This is a genomic window from Gryllotalpicola kribbensis (assembly GCF_039538245.1).
Taxonomy (GTDB): domain Bacteria; phylum Actinomycetota; class Actinomycetes; order Actinomycetales; family Microbacteriaceae; genus Gryllotalpicola; species Gryllotalpicola kribbensis.
In genome coordinates this window covers 48,174-75,007 of the sequence record NZ_BAABBX010000003.1, presented here as the reverse complement: position 1 = coordinate 75,007, position 26,834 = coordinate 48,174, and the positions used below count along the sequence as shown (strand labels likewise).

Genomic DNA, 26,834 nt, shown 5'->3' with positions numbered 1-26,834 from the left:
GCCGCTTCGAGAGAACCACCCATTGAGAACCGCCGGGCCCCGCACACCGTTTAACTGACAGACCCGGCGAGCCGGCGCCGTTCGACAGGCGGCTCGGCGTCGACGAAGACGGGTGATGCGCGTTGCCGAGGGCGAGGGCGAGGGCGACGCCAGTGTGCGAGCCCCTACGCCGATTCCTCCCCGAGGAAGGGGCGGAAGAACGCACGGAGTTCCTGTGCATAGAGCTCTGGCACCTCGAAGGGAGCGAAGTGGCCGCCTTCCTCCAGCTGCGTGAAGTACTGCAGGTTCGTCGTGCGCTCGAGCCACGCGCGCGGCGGCCGCACGAGATCTCCCGGAAAGAGCGAGAAGCCCGAGGGCACCTCGACACGGCGAGCGAGCTGCTCAGGCGAGATGAGCGAGTTCGCGTGATACATGCGCATCGACGAGCCGATGGTCCGAGTGAACCAGTAGATCGAGAGGTTGGTGAGGATCTCGTCCCGGGTGAAGGCCGCGAGGCCGCGCGCGCTCCAGGTGCGCAGCTTCTCGACGATCCACGCGGCGAGACCCGTGGGCGAGTCGAGCAGCCCCGCCGCCGCGGTGTCGGGCTTGGTGCGGTGCATCGCCGCGTAGGCGCCTTCGGCGAAAGCCCACTCCTGACTGCGGCGGAAGAACTCCTGCTCCTCGGGGGTGAGCTGCGCGGCATCCATGCCCGGCACCGGAAGCGCACCCATGCTGTGCATCGCGCGCACGCGCTCGGGGAAGTCCAGCGCCAAGAACCGCACGACGCCCGAGCCGATGTCGCCGCCGGCGACGAAGAACCGCTCGTAGCCGAGCCGGGTCATGAGCTCGGCCCACAGCGCCGCGACGTCTCGCGAGTCGAGCACGCGGCCGGCCGGGGTGTCCGAGTAGCCGTATCCCGGCATGTCGGGAATGACGAGGTCGAACTCCCCCGCGAGCAGCGGGATCACCTTGAGGTAGCGCCAGAACGAGTCCGGCCAGCCGTGCGCGAGCAGCAGCGCGGGCGCAGGCTCGGCGCCGTCGGCGCGATCGACCACGGAGTGGATGACGTGGATGCCGGTGCCGCCGACCTCCACGAAGGAACGCGGCAGCCGGTTCAGCTCCTCTTCGCGTGCCGGCCAGTCGAAGCCGTCGGCCCAGTACTCCATGAGCTCACGCAGATACGCGACATCGGCGCCGAGCTCCCACGGGGCGGCGCCCCAACCGGATGTGCCCGACGCGTCCCACCGCGTCGCGCGCAGGCGCACCCGCAGATCTTCGATCAGGGCCGGGTCCGTTCGTGGGGCGAAGTCCATGAGGCCAAGCTACGTGCCACGCTGGCCGGGGTATAGCGCCTCAGCCCAAGCCCCACCCCGACATAGAGTCGAGGCATGCGCGCGATCGTGTATTCCGAGAAGGGCCCGTCCAGCGTTCTGAGGCTCGTCGATCGACCGGTTCCCGAGCCGGGTGTCGGCGAGATCCGGGTGAAGGTGGCGCTGTCGGGTGTGAACCCCACCGATGTGAAGAGCCGCGTCGGCTCCGCAAGCCGCGGCGACTTCGCCGAGATCACCCCCGGCCAGGACGGCGCGGGCACGGTCGACGCGGTGGGCGTCGGCGTTGAGGGCCTCGCCGTCGGCGACCGCGTATGGCTCTACCTCGCGCAGCACGGCCGCCCCTACGGCACCTCAGCCGAGTACCTCACGATCCCGGCGGAGCGCGCGGTGCTGCTGCCGCAGACGGCGAGCTTCGAGCTCGGCGCCGCGCTCGGCGTCCCGGCGATCACGGCACATCGCGCGCTGACCTCTGGCCCCGTCGCGCGCCTCTCCCCCGGGTCGCTCGCCGGGCTGCACGTCCTCGTGCAGGGCGGCGCGGGTGCTGTCGGAAACGCCGCCATCCAGCTGGCGCGCTGGGCCGGGGCATCCGTCATCGCCACCGTGAGCAGCGACGAGAAGGCGCAGCTCGCACGCGCGGCCGAGGCGCATCACGTCGTCGATTACAAGCACGAGGATGCCGCGGCCGGCATCCTCGCCGCCGCACCCGACGGCGTCGACCTGATCGTCGAGGTCGCGCCGGCGGTCAACAACGAGCTCGACCAGAAGGTGGCGCGCACGGGCGCGACGATCGCGTTCTACGCCAACAACGGCGGCGACCGGCTGGTGCTCGATATCCGGGCCACGTTCTCGCTCGGCCTGCGCTATCAGGGCCTGCTGCTCTACACGCTCGGCGCCGAGCTGCTCGAGGCGGCGGTCGCCGACGTGAGTGCCGCGGTCGCTGCCGGCGCGCTGCAGGTGGGCGAGGAACACGGTCTGCCCCTGCACCGCTTCCCCCTCGCCGAGACCGCCGCCGCGCACGACGCCGTCGACGGCGGTGCGGTCGGGAAGGTGCTGATCGAGATCTGAATGGCGGCGGCGCCGGCCGGGAATCCTTGCGGTATGACTGACTCAGGAACCCGCACCGCCATCGTCACCGGCTCAGACTCGGGTATCGGGCGCGAATGCGCCGTCGCCCTCGCCGAGGACGGCTTCGACGTCGGCATCACCTGGCACAGCGATGAGGACGGGGCGAACGAGACCGCGCGCCTCGTGCGTGAGCGCGGCCAGAGCGCCGTCGTGGCCCGGCTGGACACCACCGACGTGCCCGCGTGCGGCGACGTGGTCGACCAGCTCGTCGAGGAGCTCGGCGGCCGCCTCGATGTCTTCGTCAACAATGCCGGCATCAACGGCGGGCCGCGCTTCTTCGACACCGACTGGGACACCTGGCAGAAGACCCTCACCGCCGACCTCGGCGGGGCGTTCGTCTGCGTCCAGCGCGCGGCGAAGCACATGGTGGCGCAGCGCAGCGGCCGCATCATCGCGATCACGAGCGTGCACGAGCACGAGCCGCGGGTCGGCTCGGCCGCCTACGACGCTGCTAAGCACGGCCTCGGCGGCCTCATCAAGACCCTGGCGCTCGAACTCGGGCAGTACGGCATCACCGCGAACGCCGTCGCCCCCGGCGAGATCACGACGCCCATGAACGACGCCGAGGCGGAGGATGCGTATCGCACCCACCGCCCCGGCATCCCGCTCGGCCGCCCCGGTCACCCCCGCGAGGTCGCCGACGTCGTCGCGTTCCTCGCGTCGCCCAAGGCGAGCTACGTCACCGGCGCCTCATGGGCCGTCGACGGCGGCATGCTGCAGATGGGACCGCAGGCTGGCTCGCACCTCACGAGCGACGAGTGGCGCGAGTGACGCGGATGCCTACCCCTTCAGCCCGCTGCCCGTGACGCCCTCGACGATCTGCCGCTGGAAGATCAGGTACAGGATGATCAGCGGCAGTGCGGCGAGGATCGCGCCGGCCTGGATGTCGGCGTAGCGCTGCCCGAAGCTCGACTGCACCGTCGCGAGCCCGACCGGAATGGTCATCAGGTTCGGGTTCGACAGCACGAACAGCGGCAGCAGCAGGTTGTTCCACACCCCGACGAAGGTCAGGATCGACACCGCCGCGATGACGGGCCGCGACAGCGGCACGATCAGCGACCAGTACACCTGCCAGCGGTTCGCGCCGTCGATGCGCGCCGCTTCCTCCATCTCGGCCGGGATGCCGTCGAAGAACTGCTTGAAGATGAACACCGCGATCACGGCCGGCACCTGCGGGAAGATCACCGACCAGTAGGTGTTCAGCAGCGACATCCAGTTGAGCATCTGGAAGATCGGCACGATCAGCACCTGGGTGGGGATCATGATGCCGAGGATCACGAGCAGGAACGTCACGTTGCGGCCGCGGAAGCGCAGCCGCGACAGGGCGAAGGCCGCCATCGACGCGAAGAGCACGGTGAGGAACGCCGTGATGACGGAGGTGATGCCGCTCGCGAGGTACCAGTTCCAGATGTCGCCGGCTTGGAAGAACGACGCGAACGAGTGCAGCGTGGGGTTCCAGTGCGTGAGGATCGCCTGCGCGCCGAGCGCCGCGACCCCGTTGTCGGTGAGCGACGTCTTGAGCGCGAACAGGCTCGGGATCAGCCAGATGATCGCGAACACGACCAGCACGATGATCGAGACGACCTGGAAGGTCTTCCCGCTCGTGCCGATGCGCGCGCCGTTCGCGGCGGGGGCGGCACCGGAGACATAGGACCGGCGCTTGCCGGGGCGGACTGCGGTCGTGGTCATCTCACGCCTCCCTTCGGGCTGCCGAGCGGTCGAACAGCTGCCTGATGACGGCGACAGCGACGATGACGATGAAGAGCAGCACAGAGGCGGCGGATGCCGCGCCCACGCGGTTGTCGGTGAAGGCGGTGCCCGTGACGAGCCCGAGCGCCACCTGCGTCGAGATTCCGGGGCCACCGCTCGTCATCAGGTACACCTGGTCGAAGATCTTCAGGCTCGCGATGATCTGCAGCAGGATCACGAGGGTCGTCGTGCGGCTGAGCAGCGGCAGCGTGATGAAGCGGATCTGCGACCAGTTGGACGCGCCGTCGACGGCGGCCGCCTCGTACAGCTCGCGCGGGATGTCCTGCAGACCGGCGAGATAGAGCACGAAGTTGAAGCCGAGCGTCCACCAGACGGTGGCGATCGCGATGCCGATCATGGCGGTGTTCGGGTTCGCGAGGATGCCGTTGCCGGGGGTCATGCCGAGCAGCTGCTGCATGTAGGCCCACAGCCCCGTGGCCGGTGTGAACACGAACACCCAGATGAGCGAGATCGTCGCGCTCGGCAGGATGAACGGCAGGAAGAACGCGAGCCGGAAGAACCACTGCCCGTGCCGCACGCGGTTCGTCAGCACCGCGAAGACGAACGCGAAGATGACGAGCGGCGGCGTGGTGTAGATCGTGAACTGCAGGGTGTGCCACATCGCGCTCCAGAAGTCGGGGCGCGTCAGCATCTCGGCGTAGTTCGCGAAGCCGGCGAACGAGCCCAGATCGGTGTGGACCATCGAGGTGTTGAAGAAGCTCGCGACGATCATGTAGATCGTCGGGCCGATCAGGAACACCAGGTAGAAGACGCCGAAGGGCGCCAGGAACAGCCACCCGCTGCGTCCGTCGCCGCGGCGAAGCGGCGAGATGGAACGGGGCTGTGCGGATGCGGTCCGGGCCGAGCGCGGTTTGATGAGCGCGGCGGCCGGTGCTTGTGCGGTGGTCACGTCGTTGTACCTCCGTGGGTGATGCGAAGCGTCAGAGGGGGCTGGGGGTGTTGAGGTAGATCTTCAACTGGCTCTCGATGGACTGCCGAGCCTGGGCGGGCGTGGCCGCGCGCTGCTGCACGAGGCCCAGCTCGGCGCCGACGATGCCTTCGAACGTCGAGCCGGAGCCGCCGTACCAGGCGGGGTCGTCGTAGACGGCGTGCTCGGCGGCCGAGGCGTAGTGCGCCTGCGGCTCGAGCTTCTTGTACGCGGCACTGTCGGCGACCGGCAGGTACGCGGGAACGTGGCCGCCCTGCGCCCACGTCATGCTCTGGTCGAGCATCGACTTGATGAAGCCCATCGCCTGCTTGCGCTGCTCGGGCGAGCGGTCCTTCTTCGGAAGGATGAAGGTGTGCGAGTCGGCCTGAGCCGCGGGCTTGTCGTACAGCGTCGGAATCGGCGCCATGTCGAACTTGAGCCCCTTGACGAGCTGGGCCGTCGTGATCTCCCACTCGCCCTCGAGGTACATGCCCGCCTTGCCGGTGAACATGTACGACTGCGCGGTGCCGTAGTCGAGGCCGCTGTTCAGCCACCCCTTCTTGACCCAGCTCTGGATGCGCGAGGTGACGTCCTCGAAGATGTCCCAGTTCACCGTGAGCTTCGACCCGTTGTCGGAGAGGAAGGGCGTGGCATCCGCGTGCTGGTTGTAGAGCGTCGTGAACACGCGCCATGGCGTCGCCGTCTCGCCCGCGACGTTCGCGACGGTGATCGCCGGGCCCTTGGTCACCTTGCTGATCGAGGCGAGCGCGGCCTCGAACTTCTCCATGGAGTCGAGCGGCACGATCTGCTTGTCGTCGCCGAGCAGCCCGGCCTTGCCCAGCACGTCGAGGTTGTAGAACATGACGAGCGGATGCGTGTCGAGCGGGAGCGCGATGTTGTGCCCGTTCGTCTTCTGCGCCTGCCATGGCGCCTGGCTGAAGTCGTCGGGGCTGAGGCCGACCGACGCGAGGTCGTCGTCGGTGATGGGGTCGAGGATGCCGCCCTCCCACAGCGGCTTCGCCCGAGTGAGGTGCGAGACCGCGACGTCGGGCGGCTTGTGCCCGACGGTCGAGAGGGTCACCTTCGAGTAGTAGGGATTCCCCCACGCGAACGTCGTGGACTGGAGTGAGCTCGACCCGCCGTGTGTCTTCTGGTAGCCGGCCTCCATCGCCTGCATGCGGCTGCCGTCGCCGCCGCCGAACAGGTTCCAGTAGACCAGCGTCTTCGGGTTCAGCTGCGAGCCCGCGAGCCCCGCAGACACGGGCCCGGCACACGCGGACAGGGCCGGCACCGCCAGCCCGGCGAGACCCGCTGCGAGGAATCCCCGCCGCGAGAGTCCCGATGCTTTCGCCATCTTGACCTCCTCGTCATGTGGCGTCGTGCCCCGATCTGGTGGGCACTGGGCCTGAGCATTACATCGTTGGAATCCCATTGCAAGACCCAGAGTCTCGATATGCTCTGCCCACGATGCGCGCAACCGTGAGAGACGTGGCCAAGCTGGCCGGAGTGTCGCCGAAGACCGTCTCGAACGTGATCAACGGCGTGGTTCCGGTGCGTGCCGAGACGCGCGAGCGGGTGGAATCCGCCCTCGCCCAGCTCGACTACGTGCCCAACATGTCGGCCCGCGGTCTGCGCAACGGGCGCTCCGGGAACATCGCACTCGCCCTTCCCGACCTGAGCACGGCGTATTCGGCAGAGCTCGCCCGGCACTTCGTCGAGCTCGCCCACGAGCGCGGCTGGGCGATCCAGCTCGAGCAGAGCGGGAACGACCCCCGCCGCGAGGTCGAGCTGGTCTCACGGGCGCGCACCCACCTGGTCGACGGCCTGGTCCTGAACCCCACGCTGCTGTCGATGAGCGTCGTGGCCGATCACGACGAGTCCGAGCTTCCGCCGATCGTCGTCATCGGCGAGGTCGAGCCCGACGGCATCGACCAGGTGCACGTCGACAGCGAGCTCGCCGCGCGACAGATGACCGAGCACCTCATCGCAACCGGGCATCGGCGCATCGCGATCGTCGGCGGGTCCGGCGGCCGGTTCCGCTCGGCGACGAGCCTGCTGCGCCAGCGGGGCTACAGCGCCGCGTTGAGCGCGGCCGGGCTGGCGGAAGAGCCGGAGCTCAACCTGGTTCCCACGGCGTGGACGCCCGCGGCAGCAGCATCCGAGCTCACAGCACTGCTCGACACATGCGAGCGCGACGGCCGCGCCCTGCCCGACGCCGTGTTCTGCTTCACCGACTCGATGGCGCTCGGGGTGCTGCACGTGCTCGCCGGGCGCGGCATCCGGGTGCCCGACGAGATCTCGGTGGTCGGCTTCGACGACATCGACGAGGCGTCGTTCGCAATCCCCGCCTTGACGACCGTGCGCTTCGACAAGCGCGCGATCGCGGATGCCGCGCTGAGCGCTCTCGCGCGGCGGATCGGCGACGCCGACGCGCCGGCCTCCGACATCGTGATCGCTCACGAGATCGTCCACCGCGACAGCGTGGCCCGCCGCCTGTAGGCGGCCCCGGCGCCGCGCCGACCGCAGGGCTTGCCACCGCGTTTACAACGATGTAATGATCTCGACATGACTTCAGCGCGCATCATCGTCGACCGCGACTTCACCGTTGGCCCCGTCCCCCGCCGCCTCTTCGGCTCGTTCGTCGAGCACATGGGGCGCTGCGTCTACACCGGCATCTTCGAGCCCGGCCACCCGAGCGCCGACGAGAACGGCTATCGCCAGGATGTGCTCGAGCTGACGCGCGAGCTCGGCGTCTCGATCGTGCGCTACCCGGGCGGCAACTTCGTCTCGGGCTATCACTGGGAGGACGGCATCGGGCCGGTCGAGCAGCGCCCGCGCAGGCTCGACGGCGCATGGCACACGGTCGAGACCAACGCGTTCGGCCTGCACGAGTTCGCGGGCTGGGCGAAGAAGGCCGGGGTCGAGATCATGGAGGCGATCAACCTCGGCACGCGTGGCGTCGAGGAGGCGCGCGCGATCGTCGAGTACGCGAACCACCCGGGGGGCACCTACTGGTCCGACCTGCGCATCAAGAACGGAGCGCCGGAGCCCTTCGGCATCAAGGTGTGGAACCTCGGCAACGAGCTCGACGGCCCGTGGCAGATCGGGCACAAGACCGCGGACGAGTACGGCCGACTCGCGCAGGAGGCCGGTAAGGCGATGCGCCTCGTCGACCCGTCGATCGAGCTCGTCGCCGTCGGCTCGTCCGGGCGCAAGATGCCGACCTTCGGCGAGTGGGAGCACACGGTGCTCTCGCACGCCTACGACGAGGTCGACTACGTGTCGCTGCACGCCTACTACCAGGAGCACGAGGGCGACTACGCGTCGTTCCTCGCCTCGTCGAACGACATGGACCGCTTCATCGAGGAGGTCATCTCGACGGTCGACGCGGTGAAGGCGAAGCGCAAGTCGACGAAGCAGGTGAACCTCTCGTTCGACGAGTGGAACGTGTGGTACCAGACGGGCCTCGACACCGAGGACCAGCCGCACATCGTCGAGCAGCGCGGCATCTGGCGCGAGCACCCTCGCCTCATCGAGGACACGTACAACGTCACGGATGCCGTCGTCGTCGGCAGCTTCCTCAACTCGCTGCTGCGCCACGGCGACCGCGTCACGATCGCGAACCAGGCGCAGCTCGTCAATGTGATCGCGCCCATCCGCAGCGAAGAGGGTGGCCCGGCGTGGCGCCAGAGCATCTTCTGGCCCTTCGCCCGCATGGCGGAACTCGCCCGTGGCGAGATCCTGCGCACGGCGGCGACGAGCGACCGTTTCGAGTCGAGCGAGTACGGCGACGCGCCGGTCGTCGACGTGAGCTCGACCTACGACGAGGAACGCGGCCGCGTCGCCGTCTTCCTCGCGAACCGCGGGCTCGACGAGTCGGCCGAGGTGACAGTCTCGCTGCGCGGGCTCGACGCGACGCAGGTGACGCGCGCCGAGGTGCTCACGATCCCCGACGGCGGCGATCGCTTCACCGCCAACACCGAGAGCACGCAGGACGCCGTCGGGCTCACGCGGCTCGAGGGTGTCGCGATCGACGAGGGCGGCGAGCTGCGCGCCACGCTTCCCGCCCTGTCATGGGCGGTCGTCGAGATCGCCGTCGTCGGGGCGTGACCCCGATCAGCGGACGTGCACCGTCACCGTCACGGTCTTGAGCACCGCGGGCAGCTTCGTCGTGTCGACCTTGAGGATCTCGCCGTCGTCCTCGGCACCGGTGGCCGGTAGGACCTTCTGGTGGACGCCCCAGGTGCCGTCGGCGTCGGGCTGCGGGTCGTCGTCGCCGTTGTCCCCGATGTAGTCGATGCCGAAATCGTCGTCGTTCGAGAGGTACAGCGTCTTTCCGGCATCCGTCGTCGCGACGCCCTCGACCTTGTCGTGGCCGAACAGCCTGCCCGTGGGGTCGAGCTGGCTCACCAGCTCGCCGAGCTCGACGTACGGCTGCTTCTGCGCAACGTGGATGCCGGCCGCGGTGAGCGTCGCGAGGGCCGCGTTCGTGCCCGACTTGCCGACGAGCGCCTCCGGCGACTTCCCGTCGCCGGTCAGCCCGCTGACGTCCGTTGCGCCGTTCAGGTCGATCTCGTACAGATCCTTGTTGGCGAACGGCTCGACGTTGCCGTCGCGCTCGTCGACGAGGAACTTCGTGTTCGACAGGGCGGTGATCTCGCTGACGGCATCGCCTGTGTCGTCGGGGTCGTCGAGCAGATAGAGGTACTGGTGGGTCCGGTACGTGCGCAGGTCGATCGTGACGATGCGAGTCGCCGCCACCTTGGAGGCCTGCGTGCTGCCGAGGTCAGGCAGCTGCAGCGCGGCCTGCATCGCACCGACGAGCGTCGAGCCGTCTGGCGTGACGGTCAGCCCTTCCATGCCCTTGTTGTTCGATCGGTAGGCGAGCTCGGCCGGCAGGTAGCCGACGACCTTGTGGAACGCGTTGTTCGGGCTGCTCTTGTAGGGCGTGAGGCGGCCGATCTCGTAGCCGTTCGCGTCGAAGTGGGTGACATAGGGGCCGTACTCGTCGGAGACCCAGAAGGTGCCGTCGGGCAGCGCGACGAGGCCTTCCGAGTCGTAGCCGTCGGGGTCCGGCGCGACGGGAACGCCGGTCGTCCCGCTGCTCTCCGCGACGTCGTCGATGGTCTCCTTGGTGTCCGGCTGCGGCGGCCGGCCGCTGTACGGCTGGCCCTTCACGCCCGCCGGGCCCGTGACACTCTTCGGCCCCTTCAGCGTGATGGTCTTCTGCAGCTCCGCCTTGCCGCCCACCAGCTTGAACTCGCCGATCTGCGGCGTGAAGTCGGGCAGCGGCTCGGACTTGTTGCCCAGGGGGTCGTCGGCGTTCGGGCCGCGGTCGGTGAGGCCGTAGAACCAGCCGTCGCGCCCGGGCACCGGGGCGAGCGAAGAGCCGTAGCCCTCCCCCGACAGGGTGGTCGTGGTGCCGTTCGGGCCGGCGACCGTGCCGAGCGGCGGCAGCGGGGCGCCCTTCGCCGTCGTGTCGCGGTAGAGCTGCACGGCATCCGTCGTCGTGTACGTGAACGTGTCGGTCCCGGTGAACCCGGCCTTCGGCGTGTAGCTGAACGAGCCGTCGGGGTTCACCGTCGCAGTGCCGTTCGCGGGGCCCGTGCTGCGCACGACGGCGGTGGCGCCGCGATCGTTGCGTAGGATGTTGCCGCTCAGCGTGCGACCGTGTGTCGTTGTGAATGAATCGGATGCCGCACTGAAGTCGTGCGTCGGGGCGCTGACCCAGCCGCCGGCCTGGGCTGCGACAGCGCCGGTGCAGGCGAGAGCGGCGGTGGCGCCGAGCGCGGCGAAGAGGCGCGCGCGACGGCGCGCAGTGGGGATTTTGCTCATTCCCCGAACCTCTCGCCCGCCCGTGAACCGCACCCCAACCCGGGGTGAACAGCGGGGTGCGGGCGGCTACAGGATCGGGCGCCCGCCGGTCACGGCGACGCGCGCCCCCGAGATGTAGCTGCCCTCGTCAGAGGCGAGCAGCACATAGACCGGCGCGAGCTCCGCCGGCTGCCCCGGGCGGCCGAGCGGCGTGTCTGCGCCGAACTGCTCGACCTTCTCTGCAGGCATGGTGGAGGGAATGAGCGGGGTCCAGATCGGGCCGGGCGCCACGCTGTTGGCGCGGATGCCCTTCTCTCCGAGCAGCTGCGCGAGCGAGGCCGTCATGTTCGCGATGCCCGCCTTCGTCATGGCGTACGGCAGCAGCGTCGGCGACGGCATGTCCGAGTTCACGGAGGACGTGCCGATGATGCTCGATCCCGGCTTCATGTGCGGCACGGCCGCCTTCACGAGGTGGAAGTACGCGCTGAGGTTGGTCGCCAGCGTGCGGTCCCACTCCTCGTCGGGGATCTCTTCGAGCGTCTCGTGCGTCATCTGGAAGGCGGCGTTGCTGACCAGGATGTCGATGCCGCCGAGCTCTGTGACGGCGGTGTCGATCACCTTTCGGCAGTGCGCCGGGTCGGCGAGGTCCCCCGCGACGAGCACAGCCTTGCGCCCGGCATCCGTCACCCACTTCTCGGTGTCATGCGCGTCGTCGTCCTCGTTGAGGTAGGAGATGACGACGTCAGCGCCCTCGCGCGCGAACGCGATCGCGACGGCTTTGCCGATGCCGCTGTCTGCGCCGGTGATCACGGCACGCTTGCCGGTGAGTCTGCCCGAGCCGCGATAGCTCTGCTCGCCGTGATCGGCCTGCGGCGCGAGCGCGCCCTCGGTGCCCGGAACGTCTTGCTGCTGCGGAGGAAGAGTCATACGGGGCGGATACCCGGGGTATCGGGCGGCCATGCGCCGATCCGGCCCCTCCGGGCCGGCTGGGCCCCATTCGGGTGACAGAGAGATAGTTGCCGTCGTGCAAGGATCTCTCGTGTGAAGATACGGGGGCTCACGGCGGCCGGCATCGCGATCGCACTCGCTGCGGCGCTGGGCGGGTGCTCGCTGCTGAAGGGTTCGAGCTCGCAGGCCGCCGACCACTCGTTCACGACAAGCGATTCCCCGACCGCTGAGGCGCCGAGTCCCGATTCACCGAGCCCGGCAGCCGACCCCGCGACCCCGAGCGAGGCACCGAATCCCGCCGAGTCGCACCTCGCCACGGCAGAGCCCGTCGCGACCCCGGAGCCACAGCCGACGCTCACCGCGGTGCCGGCCGGCACGGTCGTCGCCCAGGGCGACGTCGCCTCGCCGAAGGGCAGCATCCACTTCCACTACCAGGCGGTCGCGAACGGCGACAACACCTACTCGCTGCGCTACTCGGGCTTCACCTCGACCGTGCCCGTTCCCGTCTCGGTCACGCTGATCGACATTCCGCCGCGCGTCGGCGACGGCCTCACCTGGCACGGTGTGGGCGACCATCGGCTCGGTGGGCCGACCACGGGGGCGGGGACGTCGGCGACGGCATCCCTGGGCTCGATCGGTCAGCCTGCGTATCTGACCACGCTCGTGACGTACTCGTCGACGACGTCGACGGACGGGGTGCCCGTCGAGCTCGGCCCCAACAAGGTGCTCGCCGTCAACACGGTGCGCTGGTCGATTCCTGTGCGGCAGTCGAACGTGCACCCGGTCGACCACGGAACGCGCAGCTTTGCGGCCGGAACGGTCACGGCGAAGACGGCGACGGGCGCGCCGCGCAGCTACCTCGTCGCGGACGGCGACATCACCTCCGTCGTCGCACAGCGCTTCGGCATCTCGGTCACCGACCTGATCTGGCTCAACAAGAACCTGCAGGTGTTCGGCGATCAGCAGTACCTCTACTCGGGCACGACGCTGAACCTCGACCCGGACCTGCTCTGACGGCTCACGGGTGGATCGGCAGGATCACCGGAACCAGGAACACCGCGACCAGCCCGACGATCACGGCGAACGGCGCGCCCACTTTCACGAAGTCGCCGAAGCGGTAGCGACCCGGGTCGAGGACGAGCGTGTTGACGGGCGACGACACGGGTGTGACGAACGCTGCGGATGCCGCCAGCGCGACCACCATCGCGAAGGGCAGCGGCGACGCCCCGAGCTGGCCGGCGATGCTGATCGCGATCGGCGCCATGAGCACGGCGGTCGCCGTGTTGCTCACGAACATGCCGATGAGCGCGGTGACCGCGAACAGGCCGGCCAGGATGAGTGCGGGCGCGGCCCCGCCGAGCCAGCTGACGAGCGCCGAGGCCGCGAGGTCGATGCCCCCGGTCTTCTCGAGCGCGACGGCGAACGGCAGCATGCCGACGATCAGCAGCAGCGTCGGCCAGTGGATCGCACGGTAGGCGGCCCCGAGATCGATGCAACGGAACAGCCCGAGCAGCAGGCACGCGATCAGTGCGGCGACGAAGTTCGGCACGAGCCCGGTCACCATGAGCGCGATCATGAGCGCCACCGAGAGCAGGGCCAGCGGAGCTCGGCTCGCGGCGGCCACGCGCTCTTCGGCCTCGACTGGAAGCTCGAGGGCGATGAAGTCGCCGCCCGGGGCGCCGAGTCGGCGGATCGCGTCCCAGCTGCCGACGACGAGCAGCGTGTCGCCCAGGCGGAGTCGCTCGTGAGACACCGCGCGCGAGACGAGATCGTTGCCGTGGCGGATGCCGATGACGTCGACCTCGTGGTCGTCGTGCATGCGCAGCTCGGCGACCGTGCGGCCGAGCGCGGCCGAGCTCGGCGGCAGGATGATCTCGGCGAGCCCCAGCTCTCGGGATGTCTCGACGAAGAATCCCTCGCCCAGGGGCAGCTCGGCGACGCCGAGCCGGCCTGCGGCAGATCCTGCGCCGCCCGCGTGCCCGGCGAGGTCGGCGAGCAGCACGTCGCCGGCGCGGATCCGGAACCCGCCGGGGTCCGTGCCCAGCGTCAGCGTCTTCTGGCCCCAGCGGCCGCGCTCCACCGCGAGGACACGCAGGCCGAAGTCACGGCGAACGGTGCGGTCGTCGAGCGGGAGCCCGACGAGCGGCGAGCGTCGCCCGACCTTCAGCCGACGCTCGCGCTCGGCGAGTCCGTACTTCTCGATGAGCGCAGGGAAGGTCGAGCGATCGGTGGCAAGCACGGCGCCGTCGTCGTCGCCGGCGAGGAAGCGGCGCGCGAGCAGCATGTACCCGATGCCGAGCACGAGCACGGCGAGGCCGAACGGCGTGATCGTGAAGAACCCGAACCCATCGTGGCCGAGACGGCGCAGCTCGGCGTCGACGACGAGGTTCGGCGCTGTTGCGATCAGGGTGAGCATGCCGCTGATGAGCGCCGCGAAGCTGAGCGGCATCATGAGCTGCCGGGGCGAGACGCCGAGTCGCTTGGCGATGCTCAGCACGACGGGAATGAAGATCGCGACGACTCCCGTCGAGCTCATGACGGCGCCGAGCAGCGCGACGCACACCATCAGCAGCACGATCAGGCGCGCGCTGCTCGTTCCCGCCGTGCGCGACAGCCAGTCGCCGAGCCGATAGGTCACGCCCGTGCGCGAGAGCGCCTCGCCCACCACGAACAGTGCGCCGATCAGCACGACGTTCGGGTCGGCGAAGCCCGACAGCGTCTCGGGCACGGTCAGCACGCCGGTCAGCGGCAGCGCGACGATCATCAGCACCGCGACCACGTCCATGCGGGGGCGCCCGAGCGCGAACATCGCGATGGCCGCGGCGAGCAGCACCAGGACGATCAGCAGCTGGGGGTTCATCGTGGCTCTGAAGCTATCGGGCGCGCGGCCGCCGCGCCACGACAAGCGGCCCCGCGGAGATCATCCGCGGGGCCGCGTTTGCCCAGTGCCGGCTGCGCTCAGGCCGCCGCTTCGGCGAGATTCGCCTGCGAGGCCCACAGGGTCTCGAGGTACCCGCTCGTGATCACCGTGCCGAAGTTGCGCTCGACGCCGCGCACGGAGGCCGCGTGCGCGTCCGCGTCGTAGCTGGCGGCGCAGTCCTCGACGAGCGAGACGTAGTACTCGGCGAAGAGACCGTCTCGCAGGCTGGACTCGACGCAGACCTCGGTGGCGACCCCGGTGAACAGCAGCGATTCGACGCCGAGCGTCTTGAGGACGATCTGCAGGTTTGTGCCGGCGAAGGCGGAGTAGCGGTACTTGTTCACCACGATCTCGCCCGGCCGCGGCGCCACCTCATAGAACTCTGCGCCCCATGATCCGGTGCGGCACGTGATGCTCGATCGCTTCTTGCCCGGCTCGCCATGGCGGTTGAGCCACTGCGGGCTGTCGTTGGTCTCATCGTGCAGGGTCTGGATGAAGATCACCGGAATCCGGGCCGCGCGGGCGGCGTCGATGAGCTTCTGCAGGCGCGGCACCATGGCGACCGCGGCCGAGACGTCGTTGCCGATCTTGCCGAGAGAGCCGTCAGGGCTGCAGAAGTCGTTCTGAACGTCGACGACGACGAGGGCCGTGTGGGCCGGGTCGTAGCGGAAGGGGATGTCGGACATCGGTGGGCTCGCTTTCACTTGGACTTGGGGATGAACGAGAGATCGAGGATGTTCTTCGCCGTCGCGGGGTTCGAGCTGTCCTCGAGCAGGCCGGCCTCTCGTGCGACGGTGAGGTCCACCTTCAGCGCGGCATCCGTGATGTCGACGCCGTCCCAGAACTTGTCCTTGTACGTGCGGTCGAGCGTCGACGTGATGACCGCTGGCTGCATGTTCGGAAACTCCTTCTCTGCGATCTTCTCGGCGCCGTCGTGGTTCGAGATGACGTAGTCCATGCCTTCGGAGAGCGCCTTGACGAACTTCCTCACGGCCTCCGGGTCCTTCTTGACGTTGGCCTTCGAAGTGACGATGTCGGAGTAGGCGAACTTGCCCAGCGCCTCGGGCAGGCTGACGAACGGCTCGCCCCACACGCCCTGTGAGACGCCCTGGCCCAGCACGGGTTCGCTGGTCGCCGCGATGTCGGCCTGGCCGGACTTGAGCAGCGAGAGCTCGGATCCGCTGACGTCGTTGTTGATGATCTTGACGTCCTTGCTCGGGTCCAGTCCCAGCTGCTTCAGCTCATAGAGGGTGTCGATCTCGACGGAGCCGCCGTGGCGGCTCGCCGCGATCCGCAGGCCCTTGAGGGAGCCCGCGATGTCGTCCGGGTCGATCGAGACTCCCTTGCGCGCCACCCAGTACACGTTGGCGCGGTCGACGACTCCGGCGACAGCCTCGAGCTGCGCGCCCTTCGCGTTCGCGATGGCAGCCGACTCGATGCCGCCGATGAACCCCCACGCGTTGTTGCTGAGCACCGCGTTCACGTGCGCGCCGCCGGTCAATGTCGTCGTCTGCACGTCCAGGCCCTCCTTCGAGAAGTAGCCCTGGTCGATGGCGGCGTAGAGAGGCAGGTAGCCGATGCCGTGCACGGGCTCGGCGATGACCATCTTGGTGGTGCCGCCGGACGACGTCGCCGACGCCGATCCGGAGCATCCGGAAAGCGCGACGGCCATTGCGGCGAGCACGCCGGCGATGGCGAAAAGCTGTTTCTTCACAGGAGTCTCCTCGTAAGAATTCGGTGCGTTGCTGTCTGCGGTGCGTTGCTGTCTGTCGAGTGAGGGCGCGGATCAGCCCCGGATCAGCCGGATGAGCACCCGCTCGATGACGCCGACGACGACATAGAGCAGGAACGCCATGACGGCGAGCGTGAACACGCCGACCCAGATGAGCGAGATGTCGAAGGTCGACGCGGCCAGCTGGATCATCTTTCCGAGGCCGTTCTGCGATCCCACGTACTCGCCGACGATCGCGCCCGTGAGTGCAAGGCCGATCGCAACGCGGAAGCTCGCGATGATGTGCGGCAGCGTGGCGGGGACGACCACCTTGGCGAACACCTGCCAACGACTCGCGCCCAGCGAGTAGAGCAGCGTCTGCTCGTCGCGGTCGACGTGCCTGACGGCGGTGTGCGCGTTCAGGATCTGGATGATGATGACGATCGCGGTAGCCATCGCGACCTTCGAGGACAGGCCGATCCCCAGCGCGAGCACGATCATCGGCGCGAGCGCGAGCTTCGGCATCGCCTCGAGAGCGATGAGCAGCGGCTCGGCGACCCGCGCGTAGAAGCGCGACCACCAGAATGAGAGGCCGACCATGGCGCCGCCCAGAACGCCGATGACGAAGCCGAGGATCGTCGACGTGAAGGTGAAGCGGATGTCCGCGATCATCGAGCCCTTCGTGATGTTCGTCATGAACGACCGCCAGATCATGCTGGGCTTCGACCAGAAGAAGACATTGACGACGCCGACGTCAGCGAGCAGTTCCCACGCGAGCACGATGCCGACGACGATGGCGACCACCGTCACGGCGATCTTCCAGTTCGCCGGCTCGGCGGGGAACAGCTCACCTCGGCGGCGGCGCGCAGTCCGCTTCGGCAGGTCCGCGAGGGAGTCCATCGCTCCGACGCGGGGTGGCGACACGATTGCAGTCATGTTCAGGCCTCCTGGGGTTCGGTGGACTCGATGCCGTGCAGCAGCGTGAGAATGCGGGTCTTGTAGGCGATGAATTCATCGCTGGTCACGACAGCCGGCTTCCGCGGGCGCTCGAGTGCGATCGGGATGTCCGCGACGATGCGCCCTGGGCGAGGCGACATGACGATGACGCGGTCGGAGAGGTAGACGGCTTCATCGATGTCGTGGGTGACGAACACCACCGTCTTCTGGAAGTCGTCCCACAGGTCGAGCAGCCACTCCTGCATGGTGGCCCGCGTCTGCGCGTCGAGCTTGCCGAACGGCTCGTCGAGCAGGATGACGTCGCGATTGAAGAGCACGGTGCGCAGCAGAGCGGCGCGCTGGCGCATGCCTCCGGAGAGCTGGTCGGGGCGATGGTCGGCGAAGTCCCCGAGCCCGTAGGCCTCGAGGAACGGCAGAGCGATCTCGCGCGCCTTCCTCTTCGGGACGCCCGAGATCTCCATCCCGATGATGACGTTGTTGAGGATGCTGCGCCACGGCAGCAGAAGGTCCTTCTGCAGCAGATACCCGACGTGGCCCTGCTGGCCGATGATCGTCTCGCCGTTGATCTCGACCTTGCCCGAACTCGGCAGGTCGAGCCCCGCGATGATGTTGAACAGGGTGCTCTTGCCGCAGCCGCTGGGGCCGATGATCGACAGGAACTCCCCCGGCCTCACGGTGAAAGAGGCATTGTCGAGGGCGATCGTCGCTGCGGCGCCTGAGTTCGAGGGGAACTCGCGCGAGACGCCGTCGATCGTGAGTTCTGCCCTCCCGCTGCGCGAGGGGGCTGGCGGTGCGATGGTCATTGCGGCCTCCGGGGGTAGGCGGGTCGATGTCTACTACCGTCTCCGCGCGCCGTTTCGCCCGAATCTCTTCTCGGTTGCCCGTCCGTAACTTGTGTGCGGACCTTAGACGGTTACATCGGCCGCGCGGCCGCTATCGTTGCGGCATGGTGCTCAAGGGGATGATGACGCGGCCGAGCGGCTCGCATCGCGATCAGCTCGTGATGGCGGCGATCGCTCTGACGAACCTGCTCGCGCCGGGCTACTCCAACGGCGTGCGCTTCACCCCGCCCGCCGACCCGGCTGAGACGGTGTCCACCGCCAACGCGGTGTGCGAGCACTTCTATCGCAAGCAGGTCCCGTTCACAGAAGACGAAGCGGAGCGACTGCTCGGCCTCGCCGGCCGCCTCCACGAGCTGCTGCTCGACCTCGCAGATGACGATCTGCCGACCGCCGTGCCGAAGATCAATGCTCTTCTTGCCGAGTTCCCGGCGCAGTTGCACCTCTCGAGCACGCCGCCCTGGTCCCTGCACTATCAGGACCACAGCGCGAGCGCCGTCGAGGGCTGGCAGGTGGGCTGCGGCGCGGCGCTCGCCTCATGGGTCTCGTCGGGCGCGACACAGTACATCTCACGATGCGCGGCGGTTCGCTGCGACCGCGTCTTCTTCGACGACACCCGCAGCGGCACCCGGCGATTCTGCAGTCCGCGCTGTCAGAACCGAGACAAGGTGCGCGCCTACCGCCTGCGCCAGGCGATTGCGAACGCGAACGCCAATTGACGGCGCCCGCCGCGAACATGTAACCGTCAACGGCTCTGACACAAGTTACGGCCGGGCAATCGAGAAGAGATTCCGATGAAACCGGCTGCAACCAGCGTGGTCCTCGTCCACTCCAACGAGACACGCAAGGGAGCACTCCGTGACCGAATCGAAGCGCGTCAGGATCGCCCATCTGAGCGGCCCGACGGCGACCATCCAGAACACGCCGCCTCTGGTCACGTCCAACAAGGCTCGGGCACGACACGGTCTCCCTCTCCTGACGGACGAGACAGGGGTTCCACTCAAGTTCGACGCGCTCCGTGCGCAGCGGCTGGCGGCGCCGGCCACGGTCTATGTCGAGCAGTTCTCCGCCCACCCGTTGGAGAAGGATGCCGCGGAGCTCTACGGCGCCCCCGATGGGTACATCGGACCCGACGGCGTCTTCCGCGAGAGCCCGATGACCGAAGCCGATCGCGCTGTGTACGCGATCACACTCGACCCCGCAGACGGCCTCTATCCGCTGCCGTACATGGCGGTGCAGGCGGACGGGTCGCCGTGGGAGGAGGAGATGGCAGTCGCCCTCGGCCCTGCCGCCGCGGCGCGGCAGGGTTTCTTCCCTGACGGCTCCCGCAGCTTCGAGGAGATCGACCGGCTCGGTATCGGCGACGACGGGACAGCGAGCCCGATCTCCTCACGCGCCGACGTCGACTTCTATCGCGTGGCCCCGCCGGCCGGCTACACCAAGGGCCTGCCCGCACAGGAGCGCACCGACGTCGGGACGGGAGACGTCGCGCCCGAGCAGCGCGGCATCCACTTCAACGGCTACAAGCCCGCTCACCTGTCGACGGTGCCCCCGCGCCCGGCGCTCGCGAAGATCACGAACGACGCACAGGCGATCGCGTCGAGCGGCGAGTACGACGGCCTCATCTGGACGCAGGGCAGCCCGCAGATCGAGGAGACCGCCTACTGGTTCAGCCTGCTCATCGACACGACCGTGCCGATCTGCGGCAACGCCGCGCAGCGCCCGCAGGGCATGATCAGCAACGACGGGCCGAAGAACATCGTCGACTCCGTCGCGTTCATCCAGTCGCGCGCGTGGGCGGACGCCGAGGGCCGGAACCGCTGTGGCGTCGTCGTGATCGAAGAGCAGCAGTACTTCGCCGCCCGAGAGGTGTACAAGAGCGACGCGCGCCCGGGCAACTACCGCGCGACGGGCGGCCACGGCGGCATCCTGGGCCAGACGAGCCACACCGGGGCGATCTCGCTCACCTACCTGCCGGCTTACAAGCACACGTACCTCTCCGAGCTGAACACCACGCGGCTGCCGTCAGAGGTGCAGGCCGTCACGCGGACGACGGCCGGGCTCGAGCTCGTGACCGTCGCGATCAAGGACGCGGACGGGAGGATCACCGAGGATGCCATTCCGTCGGTCTCGATCGTGAAAGAGGGCGGCTACTTCGACGAGGAGTACGGAACCGGCCCCGATGAGCTGCCCATCGTGCAGGCCGTGATCGACCAGAAGCTGGGGCTCGGTCGTCTGGCCGGCATCGTGATCGAGGGTCTCGTGCCCTACGGGCGCCTCCCTTCCAAGGCCTCTGAGGCTCTGCTGCAACGTGCCGTCTTCAGCGGCATCCCTGTTGCGCGGGTCGGGCGCGGCACGCCCGAAGGATTCGCCGACGAGACTCCCTTCACCATCGCGGGCTCGAACCTGACGTCGATCAAGGCGCGCCTCCTGCTGATGGCCAGCCTCATGAAGTTCGGATCCCTGCCGGTTGCCGCGGACCCCGCTGCACCCACTGCTGATGAGAAGGCCGCGACCATCGCCGCGGTGAAGCGGTTCCAGGACGTCTTCCTCACTCACTGAGGGCCGGAGGCACTCATGAGTGAGACCGCGCCTGGCGCCCGCTATCGGCACAGCTACCTGATCCTCGGCATCTGCTGCATGAGCCTGCTCGTCGTGTCGATGGACTCGATGGCGGTGAATGTTGCCTTGCCCTCGATCCGCCGAGACTTCGGGTCTTCGGTGGCCGGGCTGCAATGGACCATCGACGCATACACCCTGGTGCTCGCCAGCTTCCTGATCCTGTCGGGCTCGACGGCCGATCGCATCGGGCGCCGCAGCACTTTCCAGCTCGGTCTCGCGATCTTCACGGCGGGCTCGTTGCTCTGCAGCGTCGCGCCCGGCGTCGGCTGGCTGATCGCCTTCCGCATCATGCAGGCGCTTGGCGGCTCCATGCTGAACCCCGTCGCGATGTCGATCATCACGGCCACCTTCACGGATCCCGCTCGACGCGCCCGCGCCGTCGGCGTCTGGTCCGCGGTCGTCGGCGTCTCCATGGCGATCGGGCCGTTGGTGGGTGGTGCGCTCACCGACTCGGTGGGGTGGCGCGGGATCTTCTGGATAAACATCCCGATCGGAGTCGCGGCGATCGTCTTGACCTTCCTGTTCGTTCCGGAGTCGCGCTCCGGTCGGCGGCGCCGACTCGATCCCCTCGGCCAGGTGCTTGTCGCCGTCATGCTCGGTGGCCTCATCGCCGGGCTCATCGAGGGTCCTCAGCTGGGCTGGACCAGCCCGGTCACGGTCGCCCTCTTCCTGCTGTTCGTCGTCGCGATCACGGGCTTCATCGTCTGGGAGCGCCGTCGCGCCGAGCCACTCATCGACCTGCGGTTCTTCCACAGCATCCCGTTCTCGTCTGCGGTGCTGACCGCGCTCGCCGGCTACGCCTCGAACGGCGCCTTCCTCTTCCTGATCACGCTCTACCTTCAGGAGGTCAGACACCTGAGTGCGTTCGAGGCCGGGCTGCACACGCTGCCGATGGCGATCGCCCAGATCGTCTGCTCGAACATCTCCGGCAGGCTGGTCGGAACGCGGGGCACGCGGCTGCCTCTCATGCTCAGCTCGAGCGCGCTCGGCCTCGCCGCGATCATGCTGACCCGCCTGTCGCCCGCGACCCCGATGCTCCTCATCCTTTCCGTCTTCCTGGTCTACGGCATCGGCCAGGGGCTGCTCAACGCGCCGATCACGACGACGGCGGTGTCGGGGATGCCCCCGTCGCAATCCGGCTCCGCCGCGGGCGTGACCTCGACGGCACGCCAGGTGGGGACATCGCTCGGAGTCGCCGTCGCAGGCACCCTGACCGGGCTCGGCGCCGGCTCGCAGATTGGATCAGACTTCACCCTTCAGACGCATCGGATGTGGTGGACGATGCTCGCGCTGATGGCCATAATCTTCGCGCTGTCGTGGTTCGCCGACTCAGCGGTCGGGCGACGCAGCAGGGAGCGGATCGCGCATCTGCTCGACGAAGGTCAGCGGCCGGCGAGCGCAGCGATCAGCGCCGCGGCACGCGGGGACGTGAACACCTTCTCGAGCGGCACGGGCTTGCCGGAGGCATCCGTCAGCGGCACGCGCCAGTTGGGGTACTCGTCGACCGAGCCGGGCTGATTCTGCGTGCGCCGGTCGCCGACGGCATCCGCCAGCGAGAGGCAGCGCAGGCGCGCCGGGGTCTGCGCCAGGAACTCGTGCAGCGCGAGCACCACGTCGTCTTCGTTCGGCGTGCCGGATTCCTGCGAGGCCAGCAGCCCACGGCCCCGCAGCGTCTCGAGCCACAGCTCGCGCTCGGCACGGCTCTCGGCGAGCTCGTCATCGACCGAGCGGGTGAGGAGCCCGAGCCTCTCGCGCAGCAGCACGTGGTCGCCGGCGAGATAGCTGAGCGACGGCGGCAGGTCGTGCGTCGTCACCGAGCCGAGGCAGAGCTCGCGCCAGCGCTCGGGGGCGAGCGGCCGCCCGTCGCCGAAGTAGTCGCGCTCGAACCACAGGATCGAGGTGCCGAGCACGCCGCGGCTCGCCAGGTAGTCCCTGGCCGACTGCTCCACGACGCCGACATCCTCGCCGACGACGACCGCGCCCGCGCGGTGGGCCTCGAGGCACAGGATGCCGACGAGCGCCTCGTGGTCGTAGTGCACATAGGTGCCCTCCGTCGCGGGCCGCCCCTCGGGCACCCACCACAGCCGGAACAGGCCGGCGACGTGGTCGATGCGCACGCCGCCCGAGTGGGCCAGCACCCCGGCGACGATCTCGCGGAACGGCTCGTAGCCGGCTTCGGCGAGCGCGTCGGGTCGCCAGGGCGGCTGCGACCAACTCTGGCCGGTCTGGCTGTAGGCATCCGGCGGCGCCCCGACGGACATCCCCCGGGCATACACGCTCTGCAGGCGCCAGGCATCGACTCCCCCCGGGTCGACGCCCACGGCGAGGTCGTGCATGACGCCGAGCGCCATGCCGTGGCGGCGCGTGGTCGCCTGCGCCCCATCCAGCTGCTCGCCGACGAGCCACTGCAGCCAGCGGTGGAAGTCGACCCGCCACTCGTGCTCGGCGGCGAAGTCGGCGACGGCCTGCCCGTCGGGGTCCTGCAGCTCGGCGGGCCACTGCCGCCAGTCGCCTCCGTGCCGCTCGGCGATGGTGCACCAGCGGGCGTAGTCTTCGAGGCTGCGCCCGCCCTGCCGCACGAACCAGCGGTACGAGGCGTCACGGCCCGGGGTCCGCTCCACCGCGTGCACGGCCTCGAGCGCGGCGCGCTTGAGACGCCAGCCCGCGTCGCGCTCGACCGTGTCGGACTTCTTCGTCGTCTTCGCGAGCTGGGCGCGTTGCTCCTCGAGCTGCTTGCGCACGCCCCGCTTGAGCCCGAGCCACTCGGGGACGCGCTCGGGGCGCAGGTAGAGGGGATTCGTGAACAGACGAGTCACCGGCAGATACGGGGACGGCGCCATCGGCTCGGTGGGCGCGACCGCGTGCAGCGGGTTCACGAGCACGAAGTCGGCGCCGTGCTCGGTCGCGGCCCACACGCTGAGGTCGGTGAGGTCGGTCAGATCGCCGGTCGCCCACGAGCCCGCCGAGTGCACGCTGTAGAGCTGCGTCGCAAGCCCCCAGCCCGGCGATGCAGCGAGGTGGCCGGGCAACTCGAGGCGCGCCGGCGCGACCGCAAGTCTCGCCTCGGCGGTGCGGTCACCCGACGCCGCCCGCAGCGCGTGGTAGCCGAGCGGCAGATCGGCGGGAAGCTCGAAGCTCGCCTCGCCGACCTGCTGCCCGTCGATCAGCTGCGGGGCGTTCCAGTTGTCGAGCTGGCGCAGCTCGCGCCGCCCGCCGCGGCCTTCGAGCTCGACCCACACCTCGACGCCCGCGCCATGCGGAACGTGCACGGCGATCTGCGCGGTGTCGCCTTCCTTCACGACGACGGCCGGCGGAAGCATCCGCCGCCACGGCGCCAGCCGCCTGGACTCGAGAGCCGCGCGCACGTCGGCGAGGTCGGCGCCGAGCGCGGTCAGGATCGCGCGCAGCGTGCCAGCCGAGACGTCGACGTGGCGCCCTTGCCAGTCGTCGTAGTCGGTGCGGACCCCGTACGCGGCGGCGAGCTCTCGAAGGTCGGTGTCGGCAGGCGCGGCGTCAGTCACACCGCGATCTTGTCAGCACCCTCCCGAACGGCGCGAGTGGCTTGAACCATGTTCCGCAAGCTCGTAACGGTCTCGTCATATCCGCGGGTCTTGAGGCCGCAATCGGGGTTCACCCACAGCTGGTGCTCGCCGGTCACGGCGGCGGCCGCCGTGCGCAGCAGCTCGGTCAGCTCCGCGACGCTCGGAACCCGCGGCGAGTGGATGTCGTAGACCCCGGGGCCCACCCCGTGATCGAAGCCGGAGCGCCGGATGTCGTGCACGACCTCCATGCGGCTGCGCGCCGCCTCGATCGAGGTCACATCGGCGTCGAGCGCCCGGATCGCGTCGATCACGACGCCGAACTCCGAGTAGCACAGGTGCGTGTGGATCTGCGTTGCGGTGTGCGCGCCGCCGGTTGCGAGGCGGAACGACGACACCGACCAGTCGAGGTAGGCGGGCTGCGCGGCGCGCTTGAGCGGCAGCAGCTCGCGCAGCGCGGGCTCGTCGACCTGCACGATGCGGATGCCCGCCTGCTCGAGGTCCGCGATCTCGTCGCGCAGGGCGAGGGCGACCTGGTTCGCGGTGTCGGCCAGCGGCTGGTCATCGCGGACGAATGACCAGGCGAGGATCGTGACCGGCCCCGTCAGCATGCCCTTCATCGGCTTGGAGGTCAGGCTCTGGGCGTAGCGCGACCACTCGACGGTCATGGGCGCCGGGCGCGAGACATCGCCCCAGAGGATCGACGGGCGCGTGCACCGGCTTCCGTAGGACTGCACCCACCCGTTGACCGTGACGGCGAACCCGTCGAGCGACTCCGCGAAGTACTGCACCATGTCGTTGCGCTCGGGTTCGCCGTGCACGAGCACGTCGAGGCCCAGTTCCTCCTGCAGCGACACGACGCGGCTGATCTCGGCGCGCATGGCACTCGTGTAGCCCGCCTCGTCGAGCTCGCCCTTGGCGAGCGCGGCGCGCGCCCTGCGGATCTCGCCGGTCTGCGGGAACGAGCCGATCGTGGTCGTCGGCAGCTCCGGCAGCCCGAGCGCCGTCTGCTGCGCCGCAAACCTCTCCTCGTAGGGCGCGCGGGCGAAGTCGGCCGGCGTCAGCGCCGCGAGGCGGTCGCGCACGGCGGGCACGCGCACGCCCGGCGCGGTGAAGCGATCGGAGAGGGCGGCGGATGCCTGTGCCAGCGCGCCGTCGATGGCGGACGCCCCCTCGACGAGTCCCTTCGCAAGGGTCGCCACCTGCCCGACCTTCTGATCGGCGAACGCGAGCCACGACGCGAGTCGGCCGTCGAGCTGCGGCTCGTCGTCGACGTCGTGGGGAACGTGCAGCAGCGAGGTCGACGTCGAGACCGCGACGCGCGGGCTCAGCTCGCGCAGCAGGCCGAGCTTCGCGAAGGCCGCCGCGAGGTCGCCGCGCCAGATGTTGTGGCCGTCGATGACGCCGCCGACGAGGGTCTTGGTCTTCAGTGCGTCCTTCGTGCAGTCGAACAGCTCGGCTCCCGCGGAACCCGGGATCGCCCCGCGCACGAGGTCGAGGCCGATCGCCTCGACGGCGGTGGCGGCGAGCGTCGCCAGCGTGCCGTCGAGCGCGGCGTAGGGCGCCGCGACGAACAGCTGGGGGCGCGCCTCGAGGCGGCCGAGCATGCCGTAGGCGGCTGCCGCGGCGGCCCGCAGCTCGTCGGCGCTCTCGGGCAGGCTCTCGCTGACGAGAGCGGGCTCATCGAGCTGGACCCACTCGGCCCCTGCCGCCGCGAGCTTCTCGAGCAGCTCGGCGTAGACGGGCAGCAGCTCGGCGAGGCGCGCGAGCGGGCGGAAGCCCTCGGGGGCCGCGTCGCTCGGCTTGGCGAGCGCGAGCAGGGTGACCGGCCCGACGATAACCGGCCGGGTGAGGAATCCCTGACTCACCGCCTCCTCGAACTGGGCGACGATGCGGGTGCTCGCCAGGCGGAACTCGGTCTCGGGGCCGATCTCGGGGACGAGGTAGTGGTAGTTCGAGTCGAACCACTTGGTCATCTCGAGCGCGGGGCGCGTCGCGTCGCCGCGCGCGGCCGCGAAGTAGTCGGTGAGGTCGGCGGCGGGCACCGCGCCGACGGCGACCGCGGCATCGAGCACGTGGTCGTAGAAGCTGAACGACTCGGGGATCGACGCGTCGGTGCGGCCGAGCCCGAGCTCGGCGAGGCGCTCGCGCGTGGCGCGGCGCAGCGCGGCGCCGCGGCTCTCGAGCTCGGGGGCGTCGATCTCGCCGCGCCAGAACGCCTCGACCGCGCGCTTCAGCTCGCGGCGCCGGCCGATGCGGGGGTAGCCGAGGATCGTCCCGGTGGGGAAGGGAGTGCTCATGGTGCCAGCCTGCGTAGACGCGACAGGCAAGACCAGACCCCAATATCTTCCGGCGACCATTAGATTGACCTA

The 26,834-nt window shown here is 69.3% G+C and carries 20 protein-coding genes and 1 pseudogene; 8 read left to right on the top strand and 13 right to left on the bottom strand.

Annotation, left to right across the window (positions count from 1 at the left end; genetic code table 11):
• Positions 1 to 164: 164 nt before the first annotated feature.
• Positions 165 to 1,292 (bottom strand): epoxide hydrolase family protein, encoded by a 1,128-nt coding sequence (locus ABD716_RS02455; RefSeq protein WP_344773442.1) that lies wholly within the window; start codon positions 1,290 to 1,292, stop codon positions 165 to 167.
• Between the two features lie 75 nt (positions 1,293 to 1,367).
• Here ABD716_RS02455 and ABD716_RS02450 point away from each other — a divergent pair, with 75 nt between their 5' ends.
• A complete protein-coding gene (locus ABD716_RS02450; RefSeq protein ID WP_344773440.1) occupies positions 1,368 to 2,375 on the top strand; it encodes an NADPH:quinone reductase in 1,008 nt (335 codons plus the stop codon).
• Positions 2,376 to 2,408: 33 nt separating this feature from the next.
• Positions 2,409 to 3,206, top strand: coding sequence for an SDR family oxidoreductase (locus tag ABD716_RS02445; protein ID WP_344773438.1), 798 nt, complete (start codon positions 2,409 to 2,411; stop codon positions 3,204 to 3,206).
• Positions 3,207 to 3,215: 9 nt separating this feature from the next.
• Here ABD716_RS02445 and ABD716_RS02440 read toward each other — a convergent pair whose 3' ends face one another.
• From ABD716_RS02440 to ABD716_RS02430, 3 genes are read right to left on the bottom strand one after another with little or no spacing between them, the layout of a single operon-like run.
• Positions 3,216 to 4,124, bottom strand: coding sequence for a carbohydrate ABC transporter permease (locus tag ABD716_RS02440; RefSeq protein ID WP_344773436.1), 909 nt, complete (start codon positions 4,122 to 4,124; stop codon positions 3,216 to 3,218).
• A 1-nt stretch (position 4,125) separates the two neighbouring features.
• Complete coding sequence (locus ABD716_RS02435; RefSeq protein WP_344773434.1) at positions 4,126 to 5,094, bottom strand: carbohydrate ABC transporter permease; 969 nt, start codon at positions 5,092 to 5,094, stop codon at positions 4,126 to 4,128.
• Positions 5,095 to 5,125: 31 nt separating this feature from the next.
• On the bottom strand, positions 5,126 to 6,466 hold the full coding sequence (locus ABD716_RS02430; protein ID WP_344773432.1) for an extracellular solute-binding protein: 1,341 nt from the start codon (positions 6,464 to 6,466) through the stop codon (positions 5,126 to 5,128).
• Between the two features lie 134 nt (positions 6,467 to 6,600).
• Between ABD716_RS02430 and ABD716_RS02425 the strand changes: the two genes are divergently transcribed.
• Entirely contained in the window at positions 6,601 to 7,611 is a 1,011-nt protein-coding gene (locus ABD716_RS02425) for a LacI family DNA-binding transcriptional regulator (protein WP_344773430.1), read from the top strand.
• A gap of 66 nt (positions 7,612 to 7,677) precedes the next feature.
• Positions 7,678 to 9,222: an arabinosylfuranosidase ArfA gene (arfA, locus tag ABD716_RS02420; protein WP_344773428.1), complete on the top strand. Its 1,545-nt coding sequence runs from the start codon at positions 7,678 to 7,680 to the stop codon at positions 9,220 to 9,222.
• A gap of 6 nt (positions 9,223 to 9,228) precedes the next feature.
• Here arfA and ABD716_RS02415 read toward each other — a convergent pair whose 3' ends face one another.
• Positions 9,229 to 10,947, bottom strand: a complete 1,719-nt coding sequence (locus ABD716_RS02415) for an esterase-like activity of phytase family protein (RefSeq protein ID WP_344773426.1) — start codon at positions 10,945 to 10,947, stop codon at positions 9,229 to 9,231.
• 66 nt (positions 10,948 to 11,013) lie between these two features.
• Entirely contained in the window at positions 11,014 to 11,853 is an 840-nt protein-coding gene (locus ABD716_RS02410; RefSeq protein WP_344773424.1) for an SDR family oxidoreductase, read from the bottom strand.
• 114 nt (positions 11,854 to 11,967) lie between these two features.
• Here ABD716_RS02410 and ABD716_RS02405 point away from each other — a divergent pair, with 114 nt between their 5' ends.
• Positions 11,968 to 12,888 carry a LysM domain-containing protein gene (locus tag ABD716_RS02405; protein WP_344773422.1) on the top strand — a complete coding sequence of 307 codons (921 nt, stop codon included), beginning with the start codon at positions 11,968 to 11,970 and terminating at the stop codon, positions 12,886 to 12,888.
• 4 nt (positions 12,889 to 12,892) lie between these two features.
• Here ABD716_RS02405 and ABD716_RS02400 read toward each other — a convergent pair whose 3' ends face one another.
• The 5 genes from ABD716_RS02400 to ABD716_RS02380 form a co-directional block, all read right to left on the bottom strand.
• Positions 12,893 to 14,734, bottom strand: a complete 1,842-nt coding sequence (locus ABD716_RS02400) for an SLC13 family permease (RefSeq protein ID WP_344773420.1) — start codon at positions 14,732 to 14,734, stop codon at positions 12,893 to 12,895.
• Positions 14,735 to 14,832: 98 nt separating this feature from the next.
• Positions 14,833 to 15,480: a cysteine hydrolase family protein gene (locus tag ABD716_RS02395; RefSeq protein ID WP_344773418.1), complete on the bottom strand. Its 648-nt coding sequence runs from the start codon at positions 15,478 to 15,480 to the stop codon at positions 14,833 to 14,835.
• Between the two features lie 14 nt (positions 15,481 to 15,494).
• The gene (locus ABD716_RS02390) at positions 15,495 to 16,508 is read right to left on the bottom strand and encodes an ABC transporter substrate-binding protein (RefSeq protein ID WP_344773416.1); all 1,014 of its coding nucleotides are present in this window, start codon (positions 16,506 to 16,508) and stop codon (positions 15,495 to 15,497) included.
• 72 nt (positions 16,509 to 16,580) lie between these two features.
• Positions 16,581 to 17,441 (bottom strand): ABC transporter permease, encoded by an 861-nt coding sequence (locus ABD716_RS02385; protein WP_344773414.1) that lies wholly within the window; start codon positions 17,439 to 17,441, stop codon positions 16,581 to 16,583.
• A 2-nt stretch (positions 17,442 to 17,443) separates the two neighbouring features.
• Entirely contained in the window at positions 17,444 to 18,265 is an 822-nt protein-coding gene (locus tag ABD716_RS02380; protein ID WP_344773412.1) for an ABC transporter ATP-binding protein, read from the bottom strand.
• Between the two features lie 26 nt (positions 18,266 to 18,291).
• On the opposite strand from ABD716_RS02380, the gene ABD716_RS02375 reads away from it, so the two are divergent.
• The 3 genes and pseudogenes from ABD716_RS02375 to ABD716_RS02365 form a co-directional block, all read left to right on the top strand.
• Positions 18,292 to 19,020, top strand: coding sequence for a CGNR zinc finger domain-containing protein (locus ABD716_RS02375; RefSeq protein WP_344773410.1), 729 nt, complete (start codon positions 18,292 to 18,294; stop codon positions 19,018 to 19,020).
• A gap of 139 nt (positions 19,021 to 19,159) precedes the next feature.
• Entirely contained in the window at positions 19,160 to 20,863 is a 1,704-nt protein-coding gene (locus ABD716_RS02370; protein WP_344773408.1) for an asparaginase domain-containing protein, read from the top strand.
• Between the two features lie 15 nt (positions 20,864 to 20,878).
• Positions 20,879 to 22,123: pseudogene (locus ABD716_RS02365) on the top strand (DHA2 family efflux MFS transporter permease subunit); the annotation flags it as partial.
• Positions 22,124 to 22,305: 182 nt separating this feature from the next.
• Here ABD716_RS02365 and malQ read toward each other — a convergent pair.
• Both malQ and metE read right to left on the bottom strand, forming a co-directional pair.
• The gene (malQ, locus tag ABD716_RS02360) at positions 22,306 to 24,444 is read right to left on the bottom strand and encodes a 4-alpha-glucanotransferase (RefSeq protein WP_344773406.1); all 2,139 of its coding nucleotides are present in this window, start codon (positions 24,442 to 24,444) and stop codon (positions 22,306 to 22,308) included.
• A complete protein-coding gene (gene metE, locus ABD716_RS02355; RefSeq protein WP_344773404.1) occupies positions 24,441 to 26,762 on the bottom strand; it encodes a 5-methyltetrahydropteroyltriglutamate--homocysteine S-methyltransferase in 2,322 nt (773 codons plus the stop codon). The genes malQ and metE overlap by 4 nt, the downstream gene beginning before the upstream one ends.
• Positions 26,763 to 26,834: the final 72 nt, after the last annotated feature.